The following is an 18,567-nucleotide window of genomic DNA, read 5'->3' as shown; positions in this document are numbered from 1 at the left end:
TGAGATCCCCGGGCCGAGCCCGGGGATGACGACGTAAAAATTACTCAGCCGCTTCGGACGGAGGCAGTTGCTCCGGCTCGTTGGCGGCCTTCTTGGAGTTCGTGAGCTCTACGTTGAGGCCCAGCGACCGCATTTCCTTCACGAGAACGTTGAAGCTCTCCGGAATGCCCGACTCGAAGGTATCGTCGCCGCGGACGATCGCCTCGTAGACCTTGGTGCGGCCGGCCACGTCGTCCGACTTGACCGTGAGCATTTCCTGAAGGGTGTAGGCCGCGCCGTAAGCTTCCAGCGCCCACACCTCCATTTCGCCGAAGCGCTGGCCACCGAACTGGGCCTTGCCGCCCAGCGGCTGCTGGGTGACCAAGCTGTAGGGGCCGATGGAGCGAGCGTGGATCTTGTCGTCCACCAGATGGTGAAGCTTCAGCATATAGATGTAGCCCACCGTCACCTTGCGGTCGAACGGCTCACCGGTCTTGCCGTCGTAGAGCGTCACCTGGCCCGACGGATTCAGGCCTGCCTTCTCAAGCATCGCCTCGATATCCGCTTCCTTCGCACCGTCGAAGACGGGCGTTGCGAACGGAACACCACGGCGCAGGTTGCGGCCGAGCTCGGCCAGCTCGTCGTCCGAAGCATTCGCAATCTCCGGCATGTTGCCGTAGATCGCGACCAGCTGGTCGCGAAGCTGCTTCGACTGACCCGACTTCATATACGCATCGACAGCCTGCGAGACCTGCTTGCCGAGACCGGCGGCAGCCCACCCGAGATGGGTCTCGAGGATCTGACCGACGTTCATACGGCTCGGCACGCCGAGCGGGTTCAACACGATGTCGGCATGCGTACCGTCATCGAGGAACGGCATGTCCTCGATCGGAACGATGCGGGACACGACACCCTTGTTGCCGTGACGTCCGGCCATCTTGTCGCCGGGCTGGATCTTGCGCTTCACAGCCACGAAGACCTTGACCATCTTCATGACGCCGGGCGGAAGCTCGTCACCCCGCTGCAGCTTCTCGACCTTGTCGAGGAAGCGCTGCTCAAGGCGCTTCTTCGACTCGTCGTACTGCTTCTGCATGGCTTCGATCTCGGCCATGCGGGCATCATTGTCGACGGCGAACTGCCACCATTGCGACCGCGGATACTCATTGAGGATCTCGCGGGTGATCTTGGTGTCCTTCTTGAAGCCCTTCGGCCCAGCCACACCGCCCTGCCCGATAAGGATGTCGGCCAGGCGCGCATAGGTGTTGCGATCGAGGATCGCCTGCTCGTCGTCGCGGTCCTTGGCGAGACGCTCGATCTCCTCACGCTCGATCGCCTGAGCGCGCTCGTCCTTATCGACACCGTGACGGTTGAAGACGCGGACTTCCACGATCGTGCCGGTCACACCCGGGGGGACGCGCAGGGACGTGTCGCGTACGTCCGAGGCCTTCTCACCGAAGATGGCGCGCAGAAGCTTCTCTTCCGGCGTCATCGGGCTTTCGCCCTTCGGCGTGATCTTGCCGACGAGGATGTCGCCCGCATGAACCTCGGCGCCGATATAGACGATGCCGGCTTCGTCCAGGTTCTTCAGCGCCTCTTCCGAAACGTTCGGAATGTCACGCGTGATTTCCTCCGGACCCAGCTTCGTATCGCGGGCCATCACCTCGAACTCTTCGATATGGATCGAGGTGAAGACGTCGTCCTTCACGATCCGCTCGGAGAGCAGGATGGAGTCCTCGAAGTTGTAGCCGTTCCACGGCATGAACGCGACGAGCACGTTACGGCCAAGCGCCAGCTCGCCGAGTTCCGTCGAGGGACCATCGGCGATGATGTCGCCCTTGCGGACGGGATCTCCTGCCCGCACCAGCGGCTTCTGCGTGATGCAGGTCGACTGGTTGGAGCGCTGGAACTTCTGCAGACGGTAGATGTCGACGCCCGGACGGGTCGGATCGGTCTCTTCCGTCGCGCGGATCACGATACGGGTCGCGTCCACCTGGTCGACGATGCCGGAGCGACGAGCCGCAATGGCCGCGCCGGAATCCCGGGCGACGACGGCTTCCATGCCGGTGCCGACGAACGGCGCATCGGCCTGTACGAGCGGCACAGCCTGACGCTGCATGTTCGAGCCCATGAGCGCTCGGTTCGCGTCGTCGTTCTCAAGGAACGGGATGAGCGCGGCCGCAACGGACACGAGCTGCTTCGGCGACACTTCCATCAGATCGACGCGATCGGGCGAGACGACGATGTTGTCGCCAGCCCGGCGGCAGATCACCAGCTCTTCCGTAAGGCGGCCTTCGCCGTCTACGGCGGAGTTCGCCTGAGCGACGTTGTACTTCGCCTCTTCCATGGCCGAGAGGTAGATGACCTCGTCGGTCACCTTGCCGTCACGGACCCGGCGGAACGGGGTCTCGATGAAGCCGTACTTGTTTACCCGAGCGAAGGTCGCCAGCGAGTTGATGAGGCCGATATTCGGGCCTTCCGGCGTCTCGATCGGGCAGATGCGGCCGTAGTGGGTCGGATGCACGTCGCGGACTTCGAAGCCGGCGCGCTCGCGGGTCAGACCGCCTGGGCCAAGCGCGGAGAGACGGCGCTTGTGGGTGACCTCCGAGAGCGGGTTCGTCTGGTCCATGAACTGCGACAGCTGCGAAGAGCCGAAGAACTCGCGGACGGCAGCTGCCGCCGGCTTCGCGTTGATCAGATCCTGCGGCATGACGGTGTCGATATCGACCGACGACATGCGCTCCTTGATCGCGCGCTCCATGCGAAGCAGACCGAGGCGGTACTGGTTCTCCATGAGCTCGCCGACCGAACGCACGCGGCGGTTGCCGAGATGGTCGATATCGTCGATCTCGCCCTTGCCGTCGCGAAGGTCCACGAGCGCCTTGGTCACCGCGAGGATGTCCTCACGGCGCAGGGTGCGCACGGTATCTTCCGCGTCGAGGTCCAGACGCATGTTCATCTTCACGCGGCCGACCGCCGAGAGGTCGTAGCGCTCGGCGTCGAAGAACAGCGAGTTGAACATCGCCTCTGCCGTATCGAGAATCGGCGGCTCACCCGGGCGCATGACCCGGTAGATGTCGAACAGGGCATCCTCGCGGGCCGAGTTCTTGTCGACCGCCAGGGTATTGCGGATATAGGGACCGACCGTCACGTGGTCGATGTCGAGCACGGGGATTTCGTCGAAACCGGCCTCCGACAGGCCCTTGAGCAGCTTCTCGGTAATCTCTTCGCCAGCCTCGGCATAGATTTCACCGGTGCTCGGGTTCACCAGATCCTCGGCAATATACTGGCCGTAGAGATCCTCGTCCGTCGCGCGCAGGTCCTTGAGGCCCTTCTCCGCGAGCTGACGTGCCGTACGAGCCGTGAGCTTCTTGCCGGCCTCGAGCACGACTTCGCCGGTCTTGGCGTCGATCAGGTCGACGCTGGCCTTGAAGCCCTTCATACGCTCGGCATCGAAGGGAACGGTCCAGCCGTCCTTGGCCCGCTTGTAGATCAGGCGGTTATAGAACGTGTTGAGGATTTCCTCGCTGTCGAGGCCCAGAGCATAGAGCAGCGACGTGACCGGAAGCTTCCGCTTGCGGTCGATACGGGCATACACGATGTCTTTGGCATCGAACTCGATATCGAGCCAGGAGCCGCGATACGGGATGATGCGAGCGGCGAACAAAAGCTTGCCAGACGAGTGCGTCTTGCCCTTGTCGTGGTCGAAGAACACGCCGGGCGAACGGTGCATCTGGGAGACGATGACTCGCTCGGTACCATTGACGATGAAGGTGCCGTTGTCCGTCATGAGCGGCATGTCGCCCATATAGACGTCCTGCTCCTTGATGTCCTTCACGGACCGGGCGCCGGTGTCCGGATCCACATCGAACACGATGAGGCGCAGCGTCACCTTGAGAGGCGCAGCAAAGGTCATGCCGCGCTGGCGGCACTCGTCCACGTCGTATTTCGGCGGCTCGAACGTATACTTCACGAACTCGAGCAGGGCCGTGTTCGAAAAGTCCGAGATCGGGAAAACCGACTTGAAGACTGCCTGCAGTCCCTCTTCCGGCCGGCCACCCTTGGGTTCATCGACCATCAGGAACTGGTCGTAGGATGCCTTCTGAACCTCGATCAGGTTCGGCATCTCCGCCACTTCTCTGATTTTTCCGAAGAACTTGCGAATGCGCTTCCGGCCGATCAGTGTGTTGGCCATCTGGACCTCGTTCCTCATCTACAGCTGATCGAGCCCTCGCCATCCGGAGGCTCGATCAGCCGCCCGACGACGCTGGCGCCGTCAGAAAGACCACAAAGCCGGGGCCGATTACCCCGGAACTCCGCCCAAAAGCCGGCCCAAGCCGCGCCGTATCTCTTGGACGACACAACGGCCCCAAGCAAAACTGCCTGGGACCGCTTGTTTCTTGAACCCCGGCCGAAACCAGGGAACCCCGCGGCCCGAAGGCCGCAAGATTACTTAAGCTCGACCTTGGCGCCGACCTTCTCGAGGGTCGCCTTGATCTTCTCGGCTTCGTCCTTCGAAACGCCTTCCTTAACGGGCTTCGGCGCACCTTCGACGAGGTCCTTGGCTTCCTTGAGACCGAGGCCGGTGATGCCGCGGACTTCCTTAATCACTTCGATCTTCTTGTCGCCGGCAGCGGCGAGAACGACCGTGAACTCAGTCTGCTCTTCAGCAGCAGCGGCAGCGCCGCCGCCAGCGCCCGGAGCAGCCGCAACGGCCACAGCCGCAGCAGCGGAAACGCCCCACTTCTCTTCGAGGAGCTTCGCGAGCTCAGCAGCCTCGAGAACGGTCAGCGACGAAAGATCGTCAACGAGCTTGGCAAGATCAGCCATAGTATCTTCCTTAAGTTCGGTTCGAACGGTTTGATGGTTGAGGTTACGGCCTCACGCCGCTTCGCCTGTCTTGGCATATGCCCCGAATACGCGGGCGAGCTTCGCCGCCGGCGCAGTGCTGAGCTGAGCGATCTTCGTGGCCGGAGCCTGGATAAGGCCGACCAGCTTGGCGCGCAGTTCGTCGAGGGACGGAAGAGTGGCAAGCGCCTTGACTCCGTCCACATTCAGGGCGGTCGTGCCCATTGCGCCGCCGAGGATCACGAGCTTGTCGTTAGCCTTGGCGAAATCAACAGCGACCTTGGGCGCCGCGACCGGATCACTCGAAAAAGCGATCAGGGTCGGACCTTTCATCAGGCCCGAGATGGACGCGACGTCCGTGCCTTCGAGAGCGATTTTGGCGAGGCTGTTTTTTGCCACCTTCACAGTAGCACCGACCTGCTTCATCTGCGCGCGCAGTTTCTGCATGTCAGCGACCGTGAGGCCGGCATAGTGGGCGACGACGACCACGCCCGTGTTCGCGAACACGTCGTTGAGCGTCGAGACGAGCTCGCGTTTTGCTGCTCTTTCCACTGGGCTCTCTCCGGTTGGCGGAAATTTCCGCCGGTTACACCTGTCGCTCGTCAGCGCCTCGGCTTGGGGGCCGCAGGCGCCTTCGAACGACGCTCTCGCAAGCCCTGTCCCCTAGAACACGCTCCGGAAGAGCGCCCCAGGTGAGATGGTTCGAACCGATACCTTTGGCTCGCCAAAGCGAGCCGAAATTCGGCTTCCCCGTCTATGCAGGCCCTCTCGAATTAAGCTGGACTAGCCAGCACCTGCAGTCTCGGACAGGACATAGCCGGATCGCGCCAAAGGAGGTCCTTTGGCCCGCCGGCCTGTCACCGCCCCTCACGGAGCGGATTTGCAGCCGACACCCAGACAAAAGTCGAGAGTCGGCGGTTGTTGGAAACTCAATGCGATTCCATAAGCCTTCAAGCCGCAAAAGCCAAGAGGCATTTGCGTGTCTTTTTCGTGCAAAGATGGAAGCAGAAGCTGAGGTAAGACCTGCAGCCGTGCTTTTCAAGAGCCGTCAGTTCCCGCTTTTGAGGAATCGTTAGACGGAATCGCGGCATTGACGAATCAATGAACGGCTCCACCGAGCTCCACAAGCATTATTGGCGATCTTTCCGAAAGCCGCTGATAGTCAGCCGCCCCCCAAGGACCAGCAGAATCGCTGTCAGAGCAAGAAGAGCCTTCTCACTCGCATGAAAGGCCTGAAAGATGTCGTAGAGCTGGGAAGTCCAATTCATCGATATGATATATCATCAAAATTGAGCCCAAGGCAAGCCTTCGATCCGCCTGCTGGACAAACGAAAAGGCCCGGCGCAGAGCACCGGGCCTCATTCTTGATCTTGGTCAGACCGAGCTTAGCCGATCACCGACGCCGGATCGACCTTCACGCCGGGACCCATCGTCGAAGAAATGGCGACGCGCTGGATATAGGTACCCTTGGCGCCGGTCGGCTTCGCCTTGGCGACTGCGTCGGCGAAGGCCTTGATGTTCTCGACGAGCTTGGTCTCATCGAAGGAGGCCTTGCCCACGCCGGCGTGAACGATACCGGCCTTCTCGACGCGGAACTCGACCGCGCCGCCCTTGGCGGCCTCGACTGCGCCCTTCACGTCCATGGTGACGGTGCCGACCTTCGGGTTCGGCATCAGGCCGCGCGGGCCCAGCACCTTACCGAGACGGCCGACCAGCGGCATCATGTCCGGGGTCGCGATGCAGCGATCGAAATCGATCGTGCCGCCGTTGACGACTTCGAAGAGCTCCTCAGCACCGACCACATCGGCGCCGGCGGCCTTCGCCTCGTCAGCCTTCGCCCCACGGGCGAAGACGGCCACGCGCACCGTCCGGCCGGAGCCGTTCGGCAGATTGCAGACGCCGCGGACCATCTGATCGGCATGGCGCGGATCGACGCCGAGATTCATCGAGACTTCGATGGTCTCGTCGAACTTGGCCTTGGCCCGCTCCTTCACCAGCTTCACGGCATCCTGGATGCCATAGAGCTTGGCGGCATCGATGCCCTCGCGGGTGCTGCGGATGCGCTTACCCTCTTTCACAGCCATGGTGCCCTCCTTACGCCACTTCCAGGCCCATCGAGCGGGCGGAGCCCTCGATCATGGCCATGGCGGAATCAACGGTGTCGCAGTTGAGATCGACCATCTTCTTCTCGGCGATCTCGCGGATCTGAGCGCGCGTCACCGAGCCGGCCTTGCCGCCCTTGCCCGGAGTCTGCGAACCCTTGTCGACCTTGGCCGCCTTCTTGAGGAAGTAGGAGACCGGGGGCTGCTTCATCTCGAAGGTGAAGGAGCGATCCTGATACGCGGTGATGATCACCGGGATCGGGGTTCCCTTCTCCATCTGCGAGGTCTTCGCGTTGAAGGCCTTGCAGAATTCCATGATGTTGAGGCCGCGCTGACCCAGCGCCGGACCGATGGGCGGCGAGGGATTTGCCGCGCCGGCGGGCACCTGAAGCTTAACGTAGCCCGCGATTTTCTTAGCCATAGGACTGCTCTCCAATGGACCACTCGCCCGGAGCCAACCAGGCGGAATGGTGGTTGCAGGTCGCGGTTCGGCCCGATGGTCCCGGCTGGCAACCGGGCAGACCTCCCGCGGACGAAAGCCCGCTAGGGGCTTGAAGAGACGGCGCTTTCAAGGCGCCGCCGCACACCGTCAGATCTTTTCGACCTGACCGTATTCGAGTTCGACCGGCGTCGCGCGGCCGAAGATGGACACCGCCACCTTGAGGCGGGCCCGAGCGTCGTCAACTTCCTCGACCACGCCATTGAAGGATGCAAACGGGCCGTCAGACACGCGGACCTGCTCGCCGACCTCGAAGCTCACGGAAGGCTTGGGATGATCGACGCCCTCGGCGACCTGCCCCTTGATCCGCTCGGCCTCGCGGTCCGGAATCGGAACCGGCTTGGACTTGTCCGCACCCAGGAACCCCGTCACCTTCGGCGTATTCTTGATAAGGTGATAGACCTCGTCCGTCAGGTCGCACTTCACGAGGACATAACCCGGGAAGAACTTGCGCTCCGTATCGACCTTCCGGCCGCGGCGCACCTCGACGACCTTCTCGGTCGGCACCATCACCTCTTCGAACTTGTCCTCAAGGCCGCGCTGGGCAGCCTGATCCTTGATCGACTGGGCAACCTTGTTCTCGAAATTCGAATAAGCGTGGACGATGTACCAACGCTTCGTCATCGTAGCCACCCCTTAACCGCCGAAACCCAGGAGAACCGTGCGGACCATCCAGCCCATGGCCTGATCGGCCACGAAGAAGAACAAGCAAGCGACCAGGACCATCACGAAGACCATGGCGGTCGTGATCATGGTTTCCTTGCGGGTCGGCCAGGTCACCTTTGCGGCTTCCGAGCGCACCTGCTGTAGAAAATCGAACGGGTTCGTCTTTGCCATTTCGCCTGCGTCCACAAGCTCGCGAGTCGGTTGCGGACGTCCTCTATGGGCACCAATCGGCCCAAAGTGAAGGGGCGCGAAGCTCTTTTCTGAGCCTCGCGCCACCCTCAAAGCCATCACTGGGGCGCTCTCTAACGCAAAACGCCCGCTTTGTCGATCCGCTGGCAGGAGTGGAGGGACTCGAACCCCCAACCCCCGGTTTTGGAGACCGGTGCTCTAGCCGATTGAGCTACACTCCTCCGGCGGATCACGGGTGGCGGCATCCGCCACCCGGAATTTAAAGGCTTAATCCATGACCTGAGCGACGACGCCTGCACCGACGGTGCGGCCGCCTTCGCGGATGGCAAAGCGCAGCTTCTCTTCCATGGCGATCGGCGCAATCAGCGTCACTTCCATGGCGATGTTGTCGCCAGGCATCACCATCTCGGTGCCCTCAGGCAGCGTCACCACACCCGTCACGTCCGTCGTCCGGAAGTAGAACTGCGGACGATAGTTGGTGAAGAACGGCGTATGACGGCCACCCTCTTCCTTCGTCAGGATGTACGCCTCGGCCTTGAACTTCGTGTGCGGCTTGATCGAGCCGGGCTTGCACAGCACCTGGCCGCGCTCCACGTCCTCGCGCTTCGTACCACGAAGCAGAACGCCCACGTTGTCGCCAGCCTGGCCCTGATCGAGCAGCTTGCGGAACATCTCGACGCCCGTCACCGTCGTCTTCACCGTCGCCTTCAGACCGACGATCTCGACTTCCTCGCCGACCTTGACGATCCCGCGCTCAACGCGGCCCGTCACCACCGTGCCGCGACCCGAGATCGAGAACACGTCTTCAATCGGCATCAGGAACGGCTGGTCAATCGGACGCTCCGGCTGCGGAATGTAGCGGTCAACCTCAGCCATCAGCTCGAGCACGCGGTCGCGGCCGATCTCAGGCGAACGGTCTTCCAGCGCGCACAGCGCCGAACCCTTGACGATCGGAATGTCGTCGCCAGGAAAATCGTACTTCGACAAAAGCTCGCGAACCTCGAGCTCGACCAGGTCGAGAAGCTCGGGATCGTCGACCATGTCGACCTTGTTCATGAACACCACCAGCGCCGGAACACCGACCTGACGCGCCAGCAGGATGTGCTCGCGGGTCTGCGGCATCGGGCCGTCCGCCGACGACACCACCAGGATCGCGCCGTCCATCTGCGCCGCACCGGTGATCATGTTCTTCACATAGTCGGCGTGGCCGGGGCAGTCGACGTGCGCATAGTGACGGTTCGTCGTCTCGTATTCCACGTGCGCCGTCGAGATCGTGATCCCGCGCGCCTTCTCTTCCGGCGCCTTGTCGATCTGGTCATACGCCGTAAACGTCGCTCCGCCAGACTCCGCCAGAACCTTCGTGATCGCCGCCGTCAATGACGTCTTGCCATGGTCAACGTGACCAATCGTTCCGATGTTGCAGTGCGGCTTCGTCCGCTCAAACTTTTCCTTCGCCATTGATCTCTACCTTACCGAGGCCAGGAACAAAATTCTCAGGGCGTCCCGATATTGCGGTTGCGCTAATTGCGCAAGAGCCAATTTCGATATTGGCTTGTATAGCTCTTCACAATCAGGTCGATCGGCTCCGCCAGGAGGGCTTTGTCGACCAGGACGCCGAGCAGCCCGCCGTTCGCACCCAGGGCCGCGCTCTGGTCCGAAAAGGCCAGGAGAAGGGCGCCAGACTTGGCATCCACCAAGTTGACGTCGGCCCGCAAGGCGTAGCTCCCGCCCACCAAGATCTTCTGGATGGTCGATGCAATGTTAAGCTCCTTTACGGTCACCTCGATCCTGACCGGTCGGGTGCCGTTGAGATTGCCGGCGAGCTGCCGGGTCATCTCGTCGCGAAGCTTGGCTTCAACGAGGCCTCTGACATAGGCCTGTCCCTCCGGCGTTTTCCCCAACTCTTCAGCCTCGTGAACGGGAAGACCCTTGGACGCGGCATAGGCGCGCTCGCCATCGCCCCACCAGATTCGGGCATTGGGTGCGAATCCGACGGTCACGCGCTCGAGGCGCAGCGTGGGGATCTGATCGGGCGCAAGGCTATTCGACGCGGTGACGCAGGCGGCGAGCCCGAGCCCGAGCGCGGCGAGAAGAAAAAGACGGCGAAGCATGAAGGGAATCCGTTCGGATCGTTAGGACCGGATACCCGCTACAGAAGCGGGTCGCCTATCGCAACGGAAACCAAAGTCTGATCTGTCCGGGGGGAGAAAAGTGGAGCGGGTGAAGGGAATCGAACCCTCGTATTCAGCTTGGAAGGCTGCTGCTCTACCATTGAGCTACACCCGCACGCCCAGGAAACTAGCAGAGGTTTGGGTGGTGGGGGAAGTAGGACTCGAACCTACGAAGGCATAGCCAGCGGATTTACAGTCCGCCCCCTTTGCCGCTCGGGACATTCCCCCATTTGCCCAACCAGAACGCAATGCGCTCAAGGACGTCGACGAAGCGCCCCGTGGGGCATCCGTGGGCGCTCTTATGGTGACCTGAGAGGTCGGTGTCAACACCAAAGCGCAATCCTCGATGACGCCTGTCGAGACGGCGATCTCCATGCTATGTGGCAAGCTTCTGCGACAGAACGAGTGCCATGAGCGACCGCCCTTCCCACCCCCGTAAACCCCGCTTCCAACGCCCGTCCGGAAAAGGGACGCGGCGCGACCATGGACCCCGACGCACCTTTGGCGATCCTGAGACCGTGGTCCTCTACGGCTGGCACCCGGTAACGGAAGCTCTGCGCAACGGTCGGCGCACGATTCGCCGCCTCCTGGCCACCGAGAACTCCGCCCGCCGCCTTCAGGAAGAACTCGGATCGACCGTGCCGGTGGATCTGGAAATCGTCCGTCCGGACGAAATCAATCGCCTCGTCGAAGCAGATGCGGTCCACCAGGGTCTCTACATGGAGGCCTCCCCCCTGCCCTCCCCAAGCGTCGACACGCTGAGCGGGCGAAGCGTGGTGCTGGCTCTCGATCAGATTACCGACCCGCACAATGTCGGCGCCATCGTGCGAACGGCGGCGGCCTTCGGTGTCGAGGCGATCATCACTACGGCCCGGCATAGCCCGGCCGCCACCGGCGTGCTGGCGAAATCCGCCTCCGGCGGGCTTGAGCATGTACCGTTCATGATCGTCCGGAATCTCGCCGATACGCTGATCGCCCTGGGCGAAAGAGGCTTCCAGAGAGTCGGCCTCGATTCGTCGGGAGAGAATCGCCTCGACGAAACTCCGCTGCGCCTTCCGCTCGTGCTGATTCTCGGATCCGAGGGCAAAGGTCTTCGTCAGCGCACCCGCGAATGCTGCGATGTCATCGGTCGTCTCGACATGCCTGGCGCAATCAAGAGCCTCAATGTTTCCAATGCAGCGGCCATCTCGCTTTTTGCTGTGACGAAAGCAGTGACGAATACTGCCAAGTAATGATCGCCGCATCTGACCGTTATGCCCAAGCCCTTGAATTGCTTCGGCAAATGAACCGAGTGCCCACAGCGTTAGACGGAAGTCGAAACTACCAATTGTGAATTGTGACGGCCAAAGCCGCAGCTAGCTTTCCATGCTGAAAGATTCCGGTGCCAACGGCACTTGGGAGACCAAGACCCGGTTGAACGGGCCACATCACACTTTGGAAGGAAACGCTATGGCAACAGCAGCAATGACGCCAAGGACGGACGCTGACGTCCGACCTATGACCCGGGAAGAGAGGAAGGTTATCGTCGCCTCCTCCGCCGGTACGGTCTTCGAATGGTATGACTTCTATCTCGCCGGCTCCCTGGCCGCGAACATCAGTCAGAACTTCGTGCCCGGGACGAACGACACGGCCAAGTTCATCTTCGTTCTGTTCGGCTTTGCCGCCGGTTTCGCCGTCCGCCCCTTCGGCGCGCTGGTGTTCGGCCGGCTCGGCGACATGATCGGCCGCAAGTATACCTTCCTGATCACCATGACGATCATGGGTCTTGCGACCTTCGTCGTCGGCCTCCTGCCCGGCTATGAGAGCATCGGCTATGCAGCGCCGGCGATCTTCATCATCTGCCGTCTGCTCCAAGGCCTGGCGCTCGGCGGCGAGTACGGTGGTGCGGCCACTTATGTTGCCGAACATGCACCGCATGGGCGACGCGGCTTCTACACATCGTGGATCCAGACCACCGCAACGGTGGGCCTGTTCCTCTCGCTGATCGTGATTCTGGTCCTGCGCATCACCATGTCGCCGGAAGCCTTCGCAGCCTATGGCTGGCGCATTCCGTTCCTGCTCTCCATCATTCTTCTGGCCTTCTCGGTCTGGATCCGTCTGCAGCTCAACGAGTCGCCGGCCTTCAAGAAGATGAAGGAGGAAGGCACCCATTCGAAGGCTCCGCTGACGGAAGCTTTCGGGCGCTGGGACAACGCCAAGGTCGCCCTCATCGCTCTCTTGGGCGGCACGGCCGGCCAGGCGGTCGTCTGGTACACGGGACAGTTCTATGCCCTGTTCTTCCTGACCCAGACCCTGAAGCTCGACGGCACCACGGCCAACCTGATGATCGCCTTCGCGCTTCTCATCGGCACACCGTTCTTCATCCTCTTCGGATGGCTCTCGGATAAGGTCGGCCGCAAACCGATTCTGCTCCTCGGCTGCCTGATCGCGGCAATCACCTACTTCCCGCTGTTCTCTTCGCTGGCCAAGACGGTCAATCCGAAGCTGATCGAGGCGACGAATCAGGTGAAGCTCGAGATCACCGCCGATCCGGCAAACTGCGGCTTCCTGTTCGACCCCGTCGGCGTGCGGACCTTTACCGCCCCCTGCGACGTCATCCGCCGCAACCTCGCAAACAGCTCGATCCATTACGATCTGATCAAGGGGCCGGCCGGAACGCCGCTGAGTGCAAAGATCAACGGGACCGATGTTCCGGTGACGGACAACACGGGTGCGGCCCTTGTCGCCGCGGCGCAGGCAGCTGGTTATCCGAAAGCTGGCGATCCGACGATCCTCAAGGCCCCGAGCGTCGGCGCTGTGCTGTCCGACAGTCGGGCTCTTGCGGGCATTGGACTCCTGTTCATCCTCGTCCTCTACGTGACGATGGTGTACGGCCCGATCGCCGCCATGCTGGTCGAACTGTTCCCGACCCGGATCCGCTATACCGGCATGTCGGTGCCTTATCACATCGGCAACGGCTGGTTCGGCGGTTTCCTGCCTCCGACCGCCTTCGCGATCGTGGCGGCATCCGGCAACATCTTCTCCGGCCTCTGGTATCCGGTGATCGTGGCTCTTGGAACCTTCGTGATCGGTCTCCTCTTCATGCCCGAGACGAAGAACCGGGACATCTTCACCTACGACAACAAGTGATCGGATCGATCATCCAAAGGAAAGCCCCGCCAATGGCGGGGCTTTTCGTTTTGACCTTAGATAAGCGCCGGATGACCGGCGAATACGTCAGTAACAGGTCGTCACCTGCCGCACGATCCAGCCCTCATCTTCAACCCAGAGCTTCTTTCGCGAGCGGTTGCAGTTCGGCTTGTCGTCATCCATCCGAATCGATGACGTCGCCTCCGGATCTCTCGCGGCCATCGTGGTGCTATGGACATTCACCGACTTGGCCACCGCGTGGTGCGGCGCGGGCGACTTCAGGGGCGAAGCGTGGGCGGGAAGACTGGCCAGAGAAAGACCAGCCACGATTCCAGCGGCCACTAAGCCGCACCGGCCCGACAAGACCACATTCTTCAGGATCATGAATGGATGACCCGACATGGGATAGAACTCCTCGGCAATCACTTCGACTATAATTCCATGCCTGGAGGATGGTTGCGGTGCCGCGGAGCACATTATTTTTCTGTTTCGAGGGAACTTGCGCCCTTCTTCCACCGCTGCTACCTCATCGACCAAGCAAGAGGAGCCGGTTTAGCTCAGTTGGTAGAGCAACCGCCTTGTAAGCGGTAGGTCGCGAGTTCGAGTCCCGCAACCGGCACCATTGCTCATCTCGACCAGGCTCGATCGCAGGATCGTTATCTGACAGCCTTCGTGACCTAAGCAGATAGATTCTTAAGCGAAAATTGGGCGACCGAAACGAACAGTTTCTGAAACGCCAGGCATCGTTGCATGCGTCGACTGTCAAACTTGCTTGAATGAAAAACTCCACCTCCACGGCAGAACTTCGCAAACTCGTGTTTAGTCATATTACTTTGCGTTATGCTCTGTTATGACATTTAGGAATCATTGCATCTAGCGGAATTCCTCTATGTCCCTCTTACGTCACTCTCCGTGCTCAATCACATTCCTCGCCTTGGCGGCACTCCTGCTTGCCGACCCGGCGTCGTCCGAGGATGCGCGAGACCCGCTTGCCGGTGCGCCAACGGGACGTCTTTACGTGACCCTGGAGCTGAAAGGGACAGGGCGAAAGGATCTCTCGAACAAAGTTGAGTGGTCGCGCCTGACGGTGTCGCGCAAGCTTGACCTCGAACTAGAGCTGGTCGTTCCCGGACCGACGGTTGTCCCCATGATTCCTGTGGGCGGCAGCGATAAGAACGGGTCTGGCATGCCACCGGGGTTCGAAGCGATGGGCAAAGCCATGCAAAGCTGTGGTGGCGACGACGCCTGCCAGAAAAGAGTTGCGGCAGCCTTCGCCGTGCAAATGATGGCCAACCCAAAGAGGATGTCCCCTGCCAAGGTCGACGACACCCGATACGAGAACTGGATGGTCGATCGTCGTGGCGTCTGTGCGAAAGGGACGATTGTCGTCGAGGACGAAGGTGACGGCGTCAGTATTTCCCCGCCCTCTCCCGCCGCTCCCTATCGTTTCAAGCGGACGGGGCAACTGACCTTGCCGACTGGCCTGGAGGCCTTCATCGAAAGGATCTGCCAAGCCGAAGTCTCGGTCGACAGAAAGCAAAATCTTCTCAGTATGCGGCTGGGCCGGTTCGATATCCCCGTTCCCGTGAAATTGCAGGGGCAAGCTTTCACGTCGGAGAAATCCGCTCTGTTTCTCGAAAGCGGCGGCAAAATCGAAATTCTGGACCAGCCTGTCGGAGCGGACGGCATAGCCTCCGGAACGAAGCGCATCGCCCATATAGGCAATGCGTCCCATAATTCAGGCTCAACCGTTGCTCCTGTGGACGGTGTGCTGACGTGGCGCTTCGTGCGCAATTAAGAATGGCGTTCATCCCGAAGCTGCGAGCGGCTTTGGGATGAACTCGGCTCTGCTTGAGACAGGCTCATTCCTTCAGCGGGCCGCCTTCTCCTGCTTCTCCAGCGACTGCGCCGTGTCGAGGTGCTTTTGCAGCGTCGGCAAGGCACCCTTCGCATAATCGCTGATGGCGCCGTCGGAGCGTTTCGCCTCCTTCTGATACTCGGCGATATCCTTCTTGTGATCGGTCACCATGTGGGCGATGAACTGGCGATCGAAGGCGTCGCCGCTCAGCTTCGACAACCGATCGTGTTCCGACTTCTGCGCTCTGCTCGGCTCCGTCGGTGGCGTGACCTGAGCACTCGTCGCGGCGGCCGTGGCCTGATCCTTGGCAGCCGAATGATCCTGAACGAGCATCTGCCCAAAGGACTTGACCCCGTCGGTTCCACCCCTCTCCTGAGCAAGCTGACCTAGGGATATTTCAGCCAGATTTCCCTGAATGGCTTTGGTAATGAACTGATGACTCGGAGTCTCCCTCGCCCAGGCGCCCCAGGACGAGAGGGAAACAATGACGACGAGGCCGGCTTTTACGAGACCGTGGGTCATAGTGAATTCTCTCCTATACCGATCGACAATCGAAGCCGATTCGAACGCACAACAGGCGGAGAATTACCCAGTTCCTACACATTCCCGTGGTCGGTGAGCTTCAACCTGAAAAGGCCTGTTCCAGGCGAAGAGGACATGAGACCTGGCAAAGTGATGCCTCATGCCTGAAACCATCACCCACCAGGTCCAGTTTCCTTGGGCGCAGAAAGTCGTTGCTCTCCACGGAAAGCGCGTCCATAGGCCGCCCGAGGATTTCAATGGCGGCTGTTTTCGATGGTCTCATCCCTTCCGATCACCGACCCGGACGATCCCCGCATCGAACCCTATCGGGCTGTACGGGAACGTGACCTGATCGGTCGCGAACACCGCTTCATTGCGGAGGGAGAGGTCGTTCTGCGCGTCCTGCTGAGGCAGCGGCGTTTCGCAGTGGAATCTCTCCTCCTCGCGGAGAACAGGTTCGACACGCTGACGGAGTTGCTCGGATCGCTCGATCCTGCCGTCCCCGTCTATCAGGCAAGCCGAACCGTAATGGATGCCATCGTCGGCTTCCCGATTCACCGTGGCATCCTGGCGCTCGCCCGAAGAGCTCCACTTCCCCCGCCCGAGACATTGCTGGCGGCCCTGCCCGAGGACGCGCTCGTCCTCGGACTCGTCGGGCTTTCCAACCACGACAATGTCGGCGGGATCTTTCGTAACGCGGCCGCCTTCGGAGCAAGCGCCGCACTGCTCGATGGAGAAACCTGCGATCCGCTTTACCGCAAGGCGATTCGCGTCTCGGTCGGAGGAGCCCTGGTGGTTCCATTTACCCGCGCCATGTCAGCGTGGGAGATGGTCGACCACCTTCGGCACGCAGGCTTCGAAGTGTTGTCCTTGTCGCCGTCCGGATCGGAGACCCTCTCACAGATCCGACGTGAGGGCCGGACGGCGCTGCTCCTCGGCGCGGAAGGCCCAGGTCTGCCTCCGGCGCTGCTGGCAACGACCCGTTCGGTGACGATCCCGATGAGCGGCGGCTTCGATTCCCTCAACGTGGCGACGACGAGCGGCATCGCGCTTTACCAGCTCACCCGCTAGCGCATTGAACCACGAGATCAGACGCTCTCCGACTTGTGAAAGGCCAGGCTCTTGCAGCGGCAGAAGACCTCTCTAGCCTTAGGCATCCTTTCCGGAGAGCCCCATGCCCTTGACGCGTCGCACCATCCTTGCCGGCACCGCCCTGCCTGTCGTCGCTCCAGCTTTCGCTCAATCGGCCACGACACCGGGGGCATCGCCCTCGGGTCAGGCGCCGGGATTCTATCGCTACAAGGTCGGCGACATCGAGTTGACCGCGATCAACGACGGTTTCGCTTTCCGCCCTCTCGATGGTTTCGTCCGCAATGCGGAGCTCAGCGATGTCCAGAAGGCAATGCAGGATGCGTTCCTGCCCACGGACAAGCTCCCGCTCACCTTCACGACCCTCGTGCTCCGGCAGAATGGCCGCGTCACCCTCATCGACACCGGCAATGGCGATATGGGAGCGCCGACCTCTGGCACCTGGATGGCCAATTTCCGCGCAGCCGGTTTCGATCCTGCCCAGGTCGATACCGTCGTGATCAGCCATTTCCACGGTGATCACATCAACGGCCTACGCCGGAAGGACGGTACGGCCGTCTTTCCGAAGGCGGAGATCATGGTTCCGGCGAAGGAGTGGGACTTCTGGATGGACGAGACCCGTATGAGCCAAGCGCCGGAGGGCATGAAGGGTGCCTTCCAGGGCGTGCACCGCGTCTTCGATCCCATCGCCAAGGACGTGAAGCGCTACGAGGCAGACAAGGAGGTCGTGCCGGGCCTGACCGCCATCGCGACGCCTGGCCACACGCCGGGCCATACCTCCTACATGGTGAGTTCCGGATCGGGAAAATTCATCGTCATGTCGGATGTGACCAACCACCCGGCGCTGTTCGTCCGCAATCCGGATTGGTCCGCTGTCTTCGACATGGATGCCGATCTCGCCCGTCAGACGCGGCGCAGAATGCTCGAGATGGCTGCGGCGGAGCGGGCGCAGGTATCTTTCTACCATGCTCCTTTCCCGGCGACCGGCCATATCGCCAAGGACGGCAACGGCTATCGCTTCGTGCCCATCCAGTGGAGCTCGGCCGTCTAGAAAATTCTTCAGCGCAATGCACCTGATTCGCTGAGGACGGCGCCGGCGCATAAAGAGAAGGAGCCGCTTCCCTGCAGGTGGCAGCGGCTCTACGGGTCCGATGGCATGATATCTCGCGGATCGCTCGTTTCGCCCACGAGCCACAGGAGGGTCTGTGCATCGCTCTGCGGCTCGATGAAAAGGATGACCGGCGTCTCGTAAGGATGACGCTTCTTCAAGGCCTGCAGGACCTGCTCCTGCAGGCCTTTTCGCGTCTTGAGGATTCCGACGGCCTCCTCGTTTCGCTCGATCGTTCCTTTCCAGGCATAGACCGACCGCATGCCGGGAAGCACGTTGATGCAGGCGATGAGCCGCTCGCGGACCAGTTCTTCACCGATGGTCAAGGCTGTGTCCACGTCAGGAAAGGTCGTATAGACGAGAAGTGGGCTGTCCATGCTATGCCTTCACAGCAACAATCGTCAGGGCGT

General features: G+C 61.3%; 17 protein-coding genes and 4 tRNA genes. 6 read left to right on the top strand and 15 right to left on the bottom strand.

Annotated features, from left to right (window positions below):
• Positions 1–40: 40 nt before the first annotated feature.
• The 12 genes from rpoB to K9B37_RS04310 all read right to left on the bottom strand — a co-directional run bounded on the left by rpoB (position 41) and on the right by K9B37_RS04310 (position 10,679).
• Positions 41–4,171 (bottom strand): DNA-directed RNA polymerase subunit beta, encoded by a 4,131-nt coding sequence (gene rpoB / locus K9B37_RS04365; RefSeq protein ID WP_224311556.1) that lies wholly within the window; start codon positions 4,169–4,171, stop codon positions 41–43.
• Positions 4,172–4,425: 254 nt separating this feature from the next.
• Positions 4,426–4,806 (bottom strand): 50S ribosomal protein L7/L12, encoded by a 381-nt coding sequence (gene rplL, locus K9B37_RS04360; RefSeq protein ID WP_224311555.1) that lies wholly within the window; start codon positions 4,804–4,806, stop codon positions 4,426–4,428.
• Positions 4,807–4,857: 51 nt separating this feature from the next.
• Entirely contained in the window at positions 4,858–5,376 is a 519-nt protein-coding gene (rplJ, locus tag K9B37_RS04355) for a 50S ribosomal protein L10 (RefSeq protein WP_224311554.1), read from the bottom strand.
• Between the two features lie 833 nt (positions 5,377–6,209).
• Complete coding sequence (gene rplA, locus K9B37_RS04350) at positions 6,210–6,908, bottom strand: 50S ribosomal protein L1 (protein ID WP_224311553.1); 699 nt, start codon at positions 6,906–6,908, stop codon at positions 6,210–6,212.
• A 10-nt stretch (positions 6,909–6,918) separates the two neighbouring features.
• Positions 6,919–7,347 (bottom strand): 50S ribosomal protein L11, encoded by a 429-nt coding sequence (gene rplK, locus K9B37_RS04345; protein ID WP_224311552.1) that lies wholly within the window; start codon positions 7,345–7,347, stop codon positions 6,919–6,921.
• A gap of 168 nt (positions 7,348–7,515) precedes the next feature.
• Positions 7,516–8,049 carry a transcription termination/antitermination protein NusG gene (nusG, locus tag K9B37_RS04340; protein ID WP_224311551.1) on the bottom strand — a complete coding sequence of 178 codons (534 nt, stop codon included), beginning with the start codon at positions 8,047–8,049 and terminating at the stop codon, positions 7,516–7,518.
• A 12-nt stretch (positions 8,050–8,061) separates the two neighbouring features.
• Entirely contained in the window at positions 8,062–8,262 is a 201-nt protein-coding gene (secE, locus tag K9B37_RS04335) for a preprotein translocase subunit SecE (protein ID WP_152586472.1), read from the bottom strand.
• A gap of 162 nt (positions 8,263–8,424) precedes the next feature.
• Positions 8,425–8,501, bottom strand: a tRNA-Trp gene (locus K9B37_RS04330).
• 46 nt (positions 8,502–8,547) lie between these two features.
• Complete coding sequence (tuf, locus tag K9B37_RS04325; protein WP_224311550.1) at positions 8,548–9,738, bottom strand: elongation factor Tu; 1,191 nt, start codon at positions 9,736–9,738, stop codon at positions 8,548–8,550.
• A gap of 62 nt (positions 9,739–9,800) precedes the next feature.
• On the bottom strand, positions 9,801–10,391 hold the full coding sequence (locus K9B37_RS04320) for a hypothetical protein (RefSeq protein WP_224311549.1): 591 nt from the start codon (positions 10,389–10,391) through the stop codon (positions 9,801–9,803).
• Positions 10,392–10,492: 101 nt separating this feature from the next.
• Positions 10,493–10,566 (bottom strand) — tRNA-Gly (locus K9B37_RS04315).
• A gap of 28 nt (positions 10,567–10,594) precedes the next feature.
• Positions 10,595–10,679 (bottom strand) — tRNA-Tyr (locus tag K9B37_RS04310).
• Positions 10,680–10,861: 182 nt separating this feature from the next.
• On the opposite strand from K9B37_RS04310, the gene K9B37_RS04305 reads away from it, so the two are divergent.
• Together K9B37_RS04305 and K9B37_RS04300 are read left to right on the top strand one after the other, a co-directional pair.
• On the top strand, positions 10,862–11,683 hold the full coding sequence (locus K9B37_RS04305) for a TrmH family RNA methyltransferase (protein WP_224311548.1): 822 nt from the start codon (positions 10,862–10,864) through the stop codon (positions 11,681–11,683).
• Between the two features lie 217 nt (positions 11,684–11,900).
• Positions 11,901–13,580 (top strand): MFS transporter, encoded by a 1,680-nt coding sequence (locus K9B37_RS04300; protein ID WP_224311547.1) that lies wholly within the window; start codon positions 11,901–11,903, stop codon positions 13,578–13,580.
• Positions 13,581–13,667: 87 nt separating this feature from the next.
• Here K9B37_RS04300 and K9B37_RS04295 read toward each other — a convergent pair whose 3' ends face one another.
• Positions 13,668–13,982, bottom strand: a complete 315-nt coding sequence (locus K9B37_RS04295; RefSeq protein WP_224311546.1) for a hypothetical protein — start codon at positions 13,980–13,982, stop codon at positions 13,668–13,670.
• 144 nt (positions 13,983–14,126) lie between these two features.
• Here K9B37_RS04295 and K9B37_RS04290 point away from each other — a divergent pair.
• Positions 14,127–14,202, top strand: a tRNA-Thr gene (locus tag K9B37_RS04290).
• A gap of 267 nt (positions 14,203–14,469) precedes the next feature.
• The gene (locus K9B37_RS04285; protein ID WP_224311545.1) at positions 14,470–15,378 is read left to right on the top strand and encodes a hypothetical protein; all 909 of its coding nucleotides are present in this window, start codon (positions 14,470–14,472) and stop codon (positions 15,376–15,378) included.
• 72 nt (positions 15,379–15,450) lie between these two features.
• Here the strand turns inward: K9B37_RS04285 and K9B37_RS04280 are convergent, their stop codons facing one another.
• Complete coding sequence (locus K9B37_RS04280) at positions 15,451–15,960, bottom strand: DUF4142 domain-containing protein (RefSeq protein ID WP_224311544.1); 510 nt, start codon at positions 15,958–15,960, stop codon at positions 15,451–15,453.
• A 273-nt stretch (positions 15,961–16,233) separates the two neighbouring features.
• On the opposite strand from K9B37_RS04280, the gene K9B37_RS04275 reads away from it, so the two are divergent.
• Entirely contained in the window at positions 16,234–17,031 is a 798-nt protein-coding gene (locus K9B37_RS04275) for a TrmH family RNA methyltransferase (protein ID WP_224311543.1), read from the top strand.
• 103 nt (positions 17,032–17,134) lie between these two features.
• Complete coding sequence (locus K9B37_RS04270) at positions 17,135–18,100, top strand: MBL fold metallo-hydrolase (RefSeq protein WP_224311542.1); 966 nt, start codon at positions 17,135–17,137, stop codon at positions 18,098–18,100.
• Between the two features lie 89 nt (positions 18,101–18,189).
• Here the strand turns inward: K9B37_RS04270 and cutA are convergent, their stop codons facing one another.
• Positions 18,190–18,534, bottom strand: coding sequence for a divalent-cation tolerance protein CutA (cutA, locus tag K9B37_RS04265; protein WP_224311541.1), 345 nt, complete (start codon positions 18,532–18,534; stop codon positions 18,190–18,192).
• Positions 18,535–18,567 lie beyond the last annotated feature (33 nt).

The organism is Microvirga puerhi (assembly GCF_020089865.1).
Taxonomy (GTDB): domain Bacteria; phylum Pseudomonadota; class Alphaproteobacteria; order Rhizobiales; family Beijerinckiaceae; genus Microvirga; species Microvirga puerhi.
Note: the sequence above shows the minus strand (reverse complement) of the source record. Positions and strands in the feature narration are given on the sequence as shown.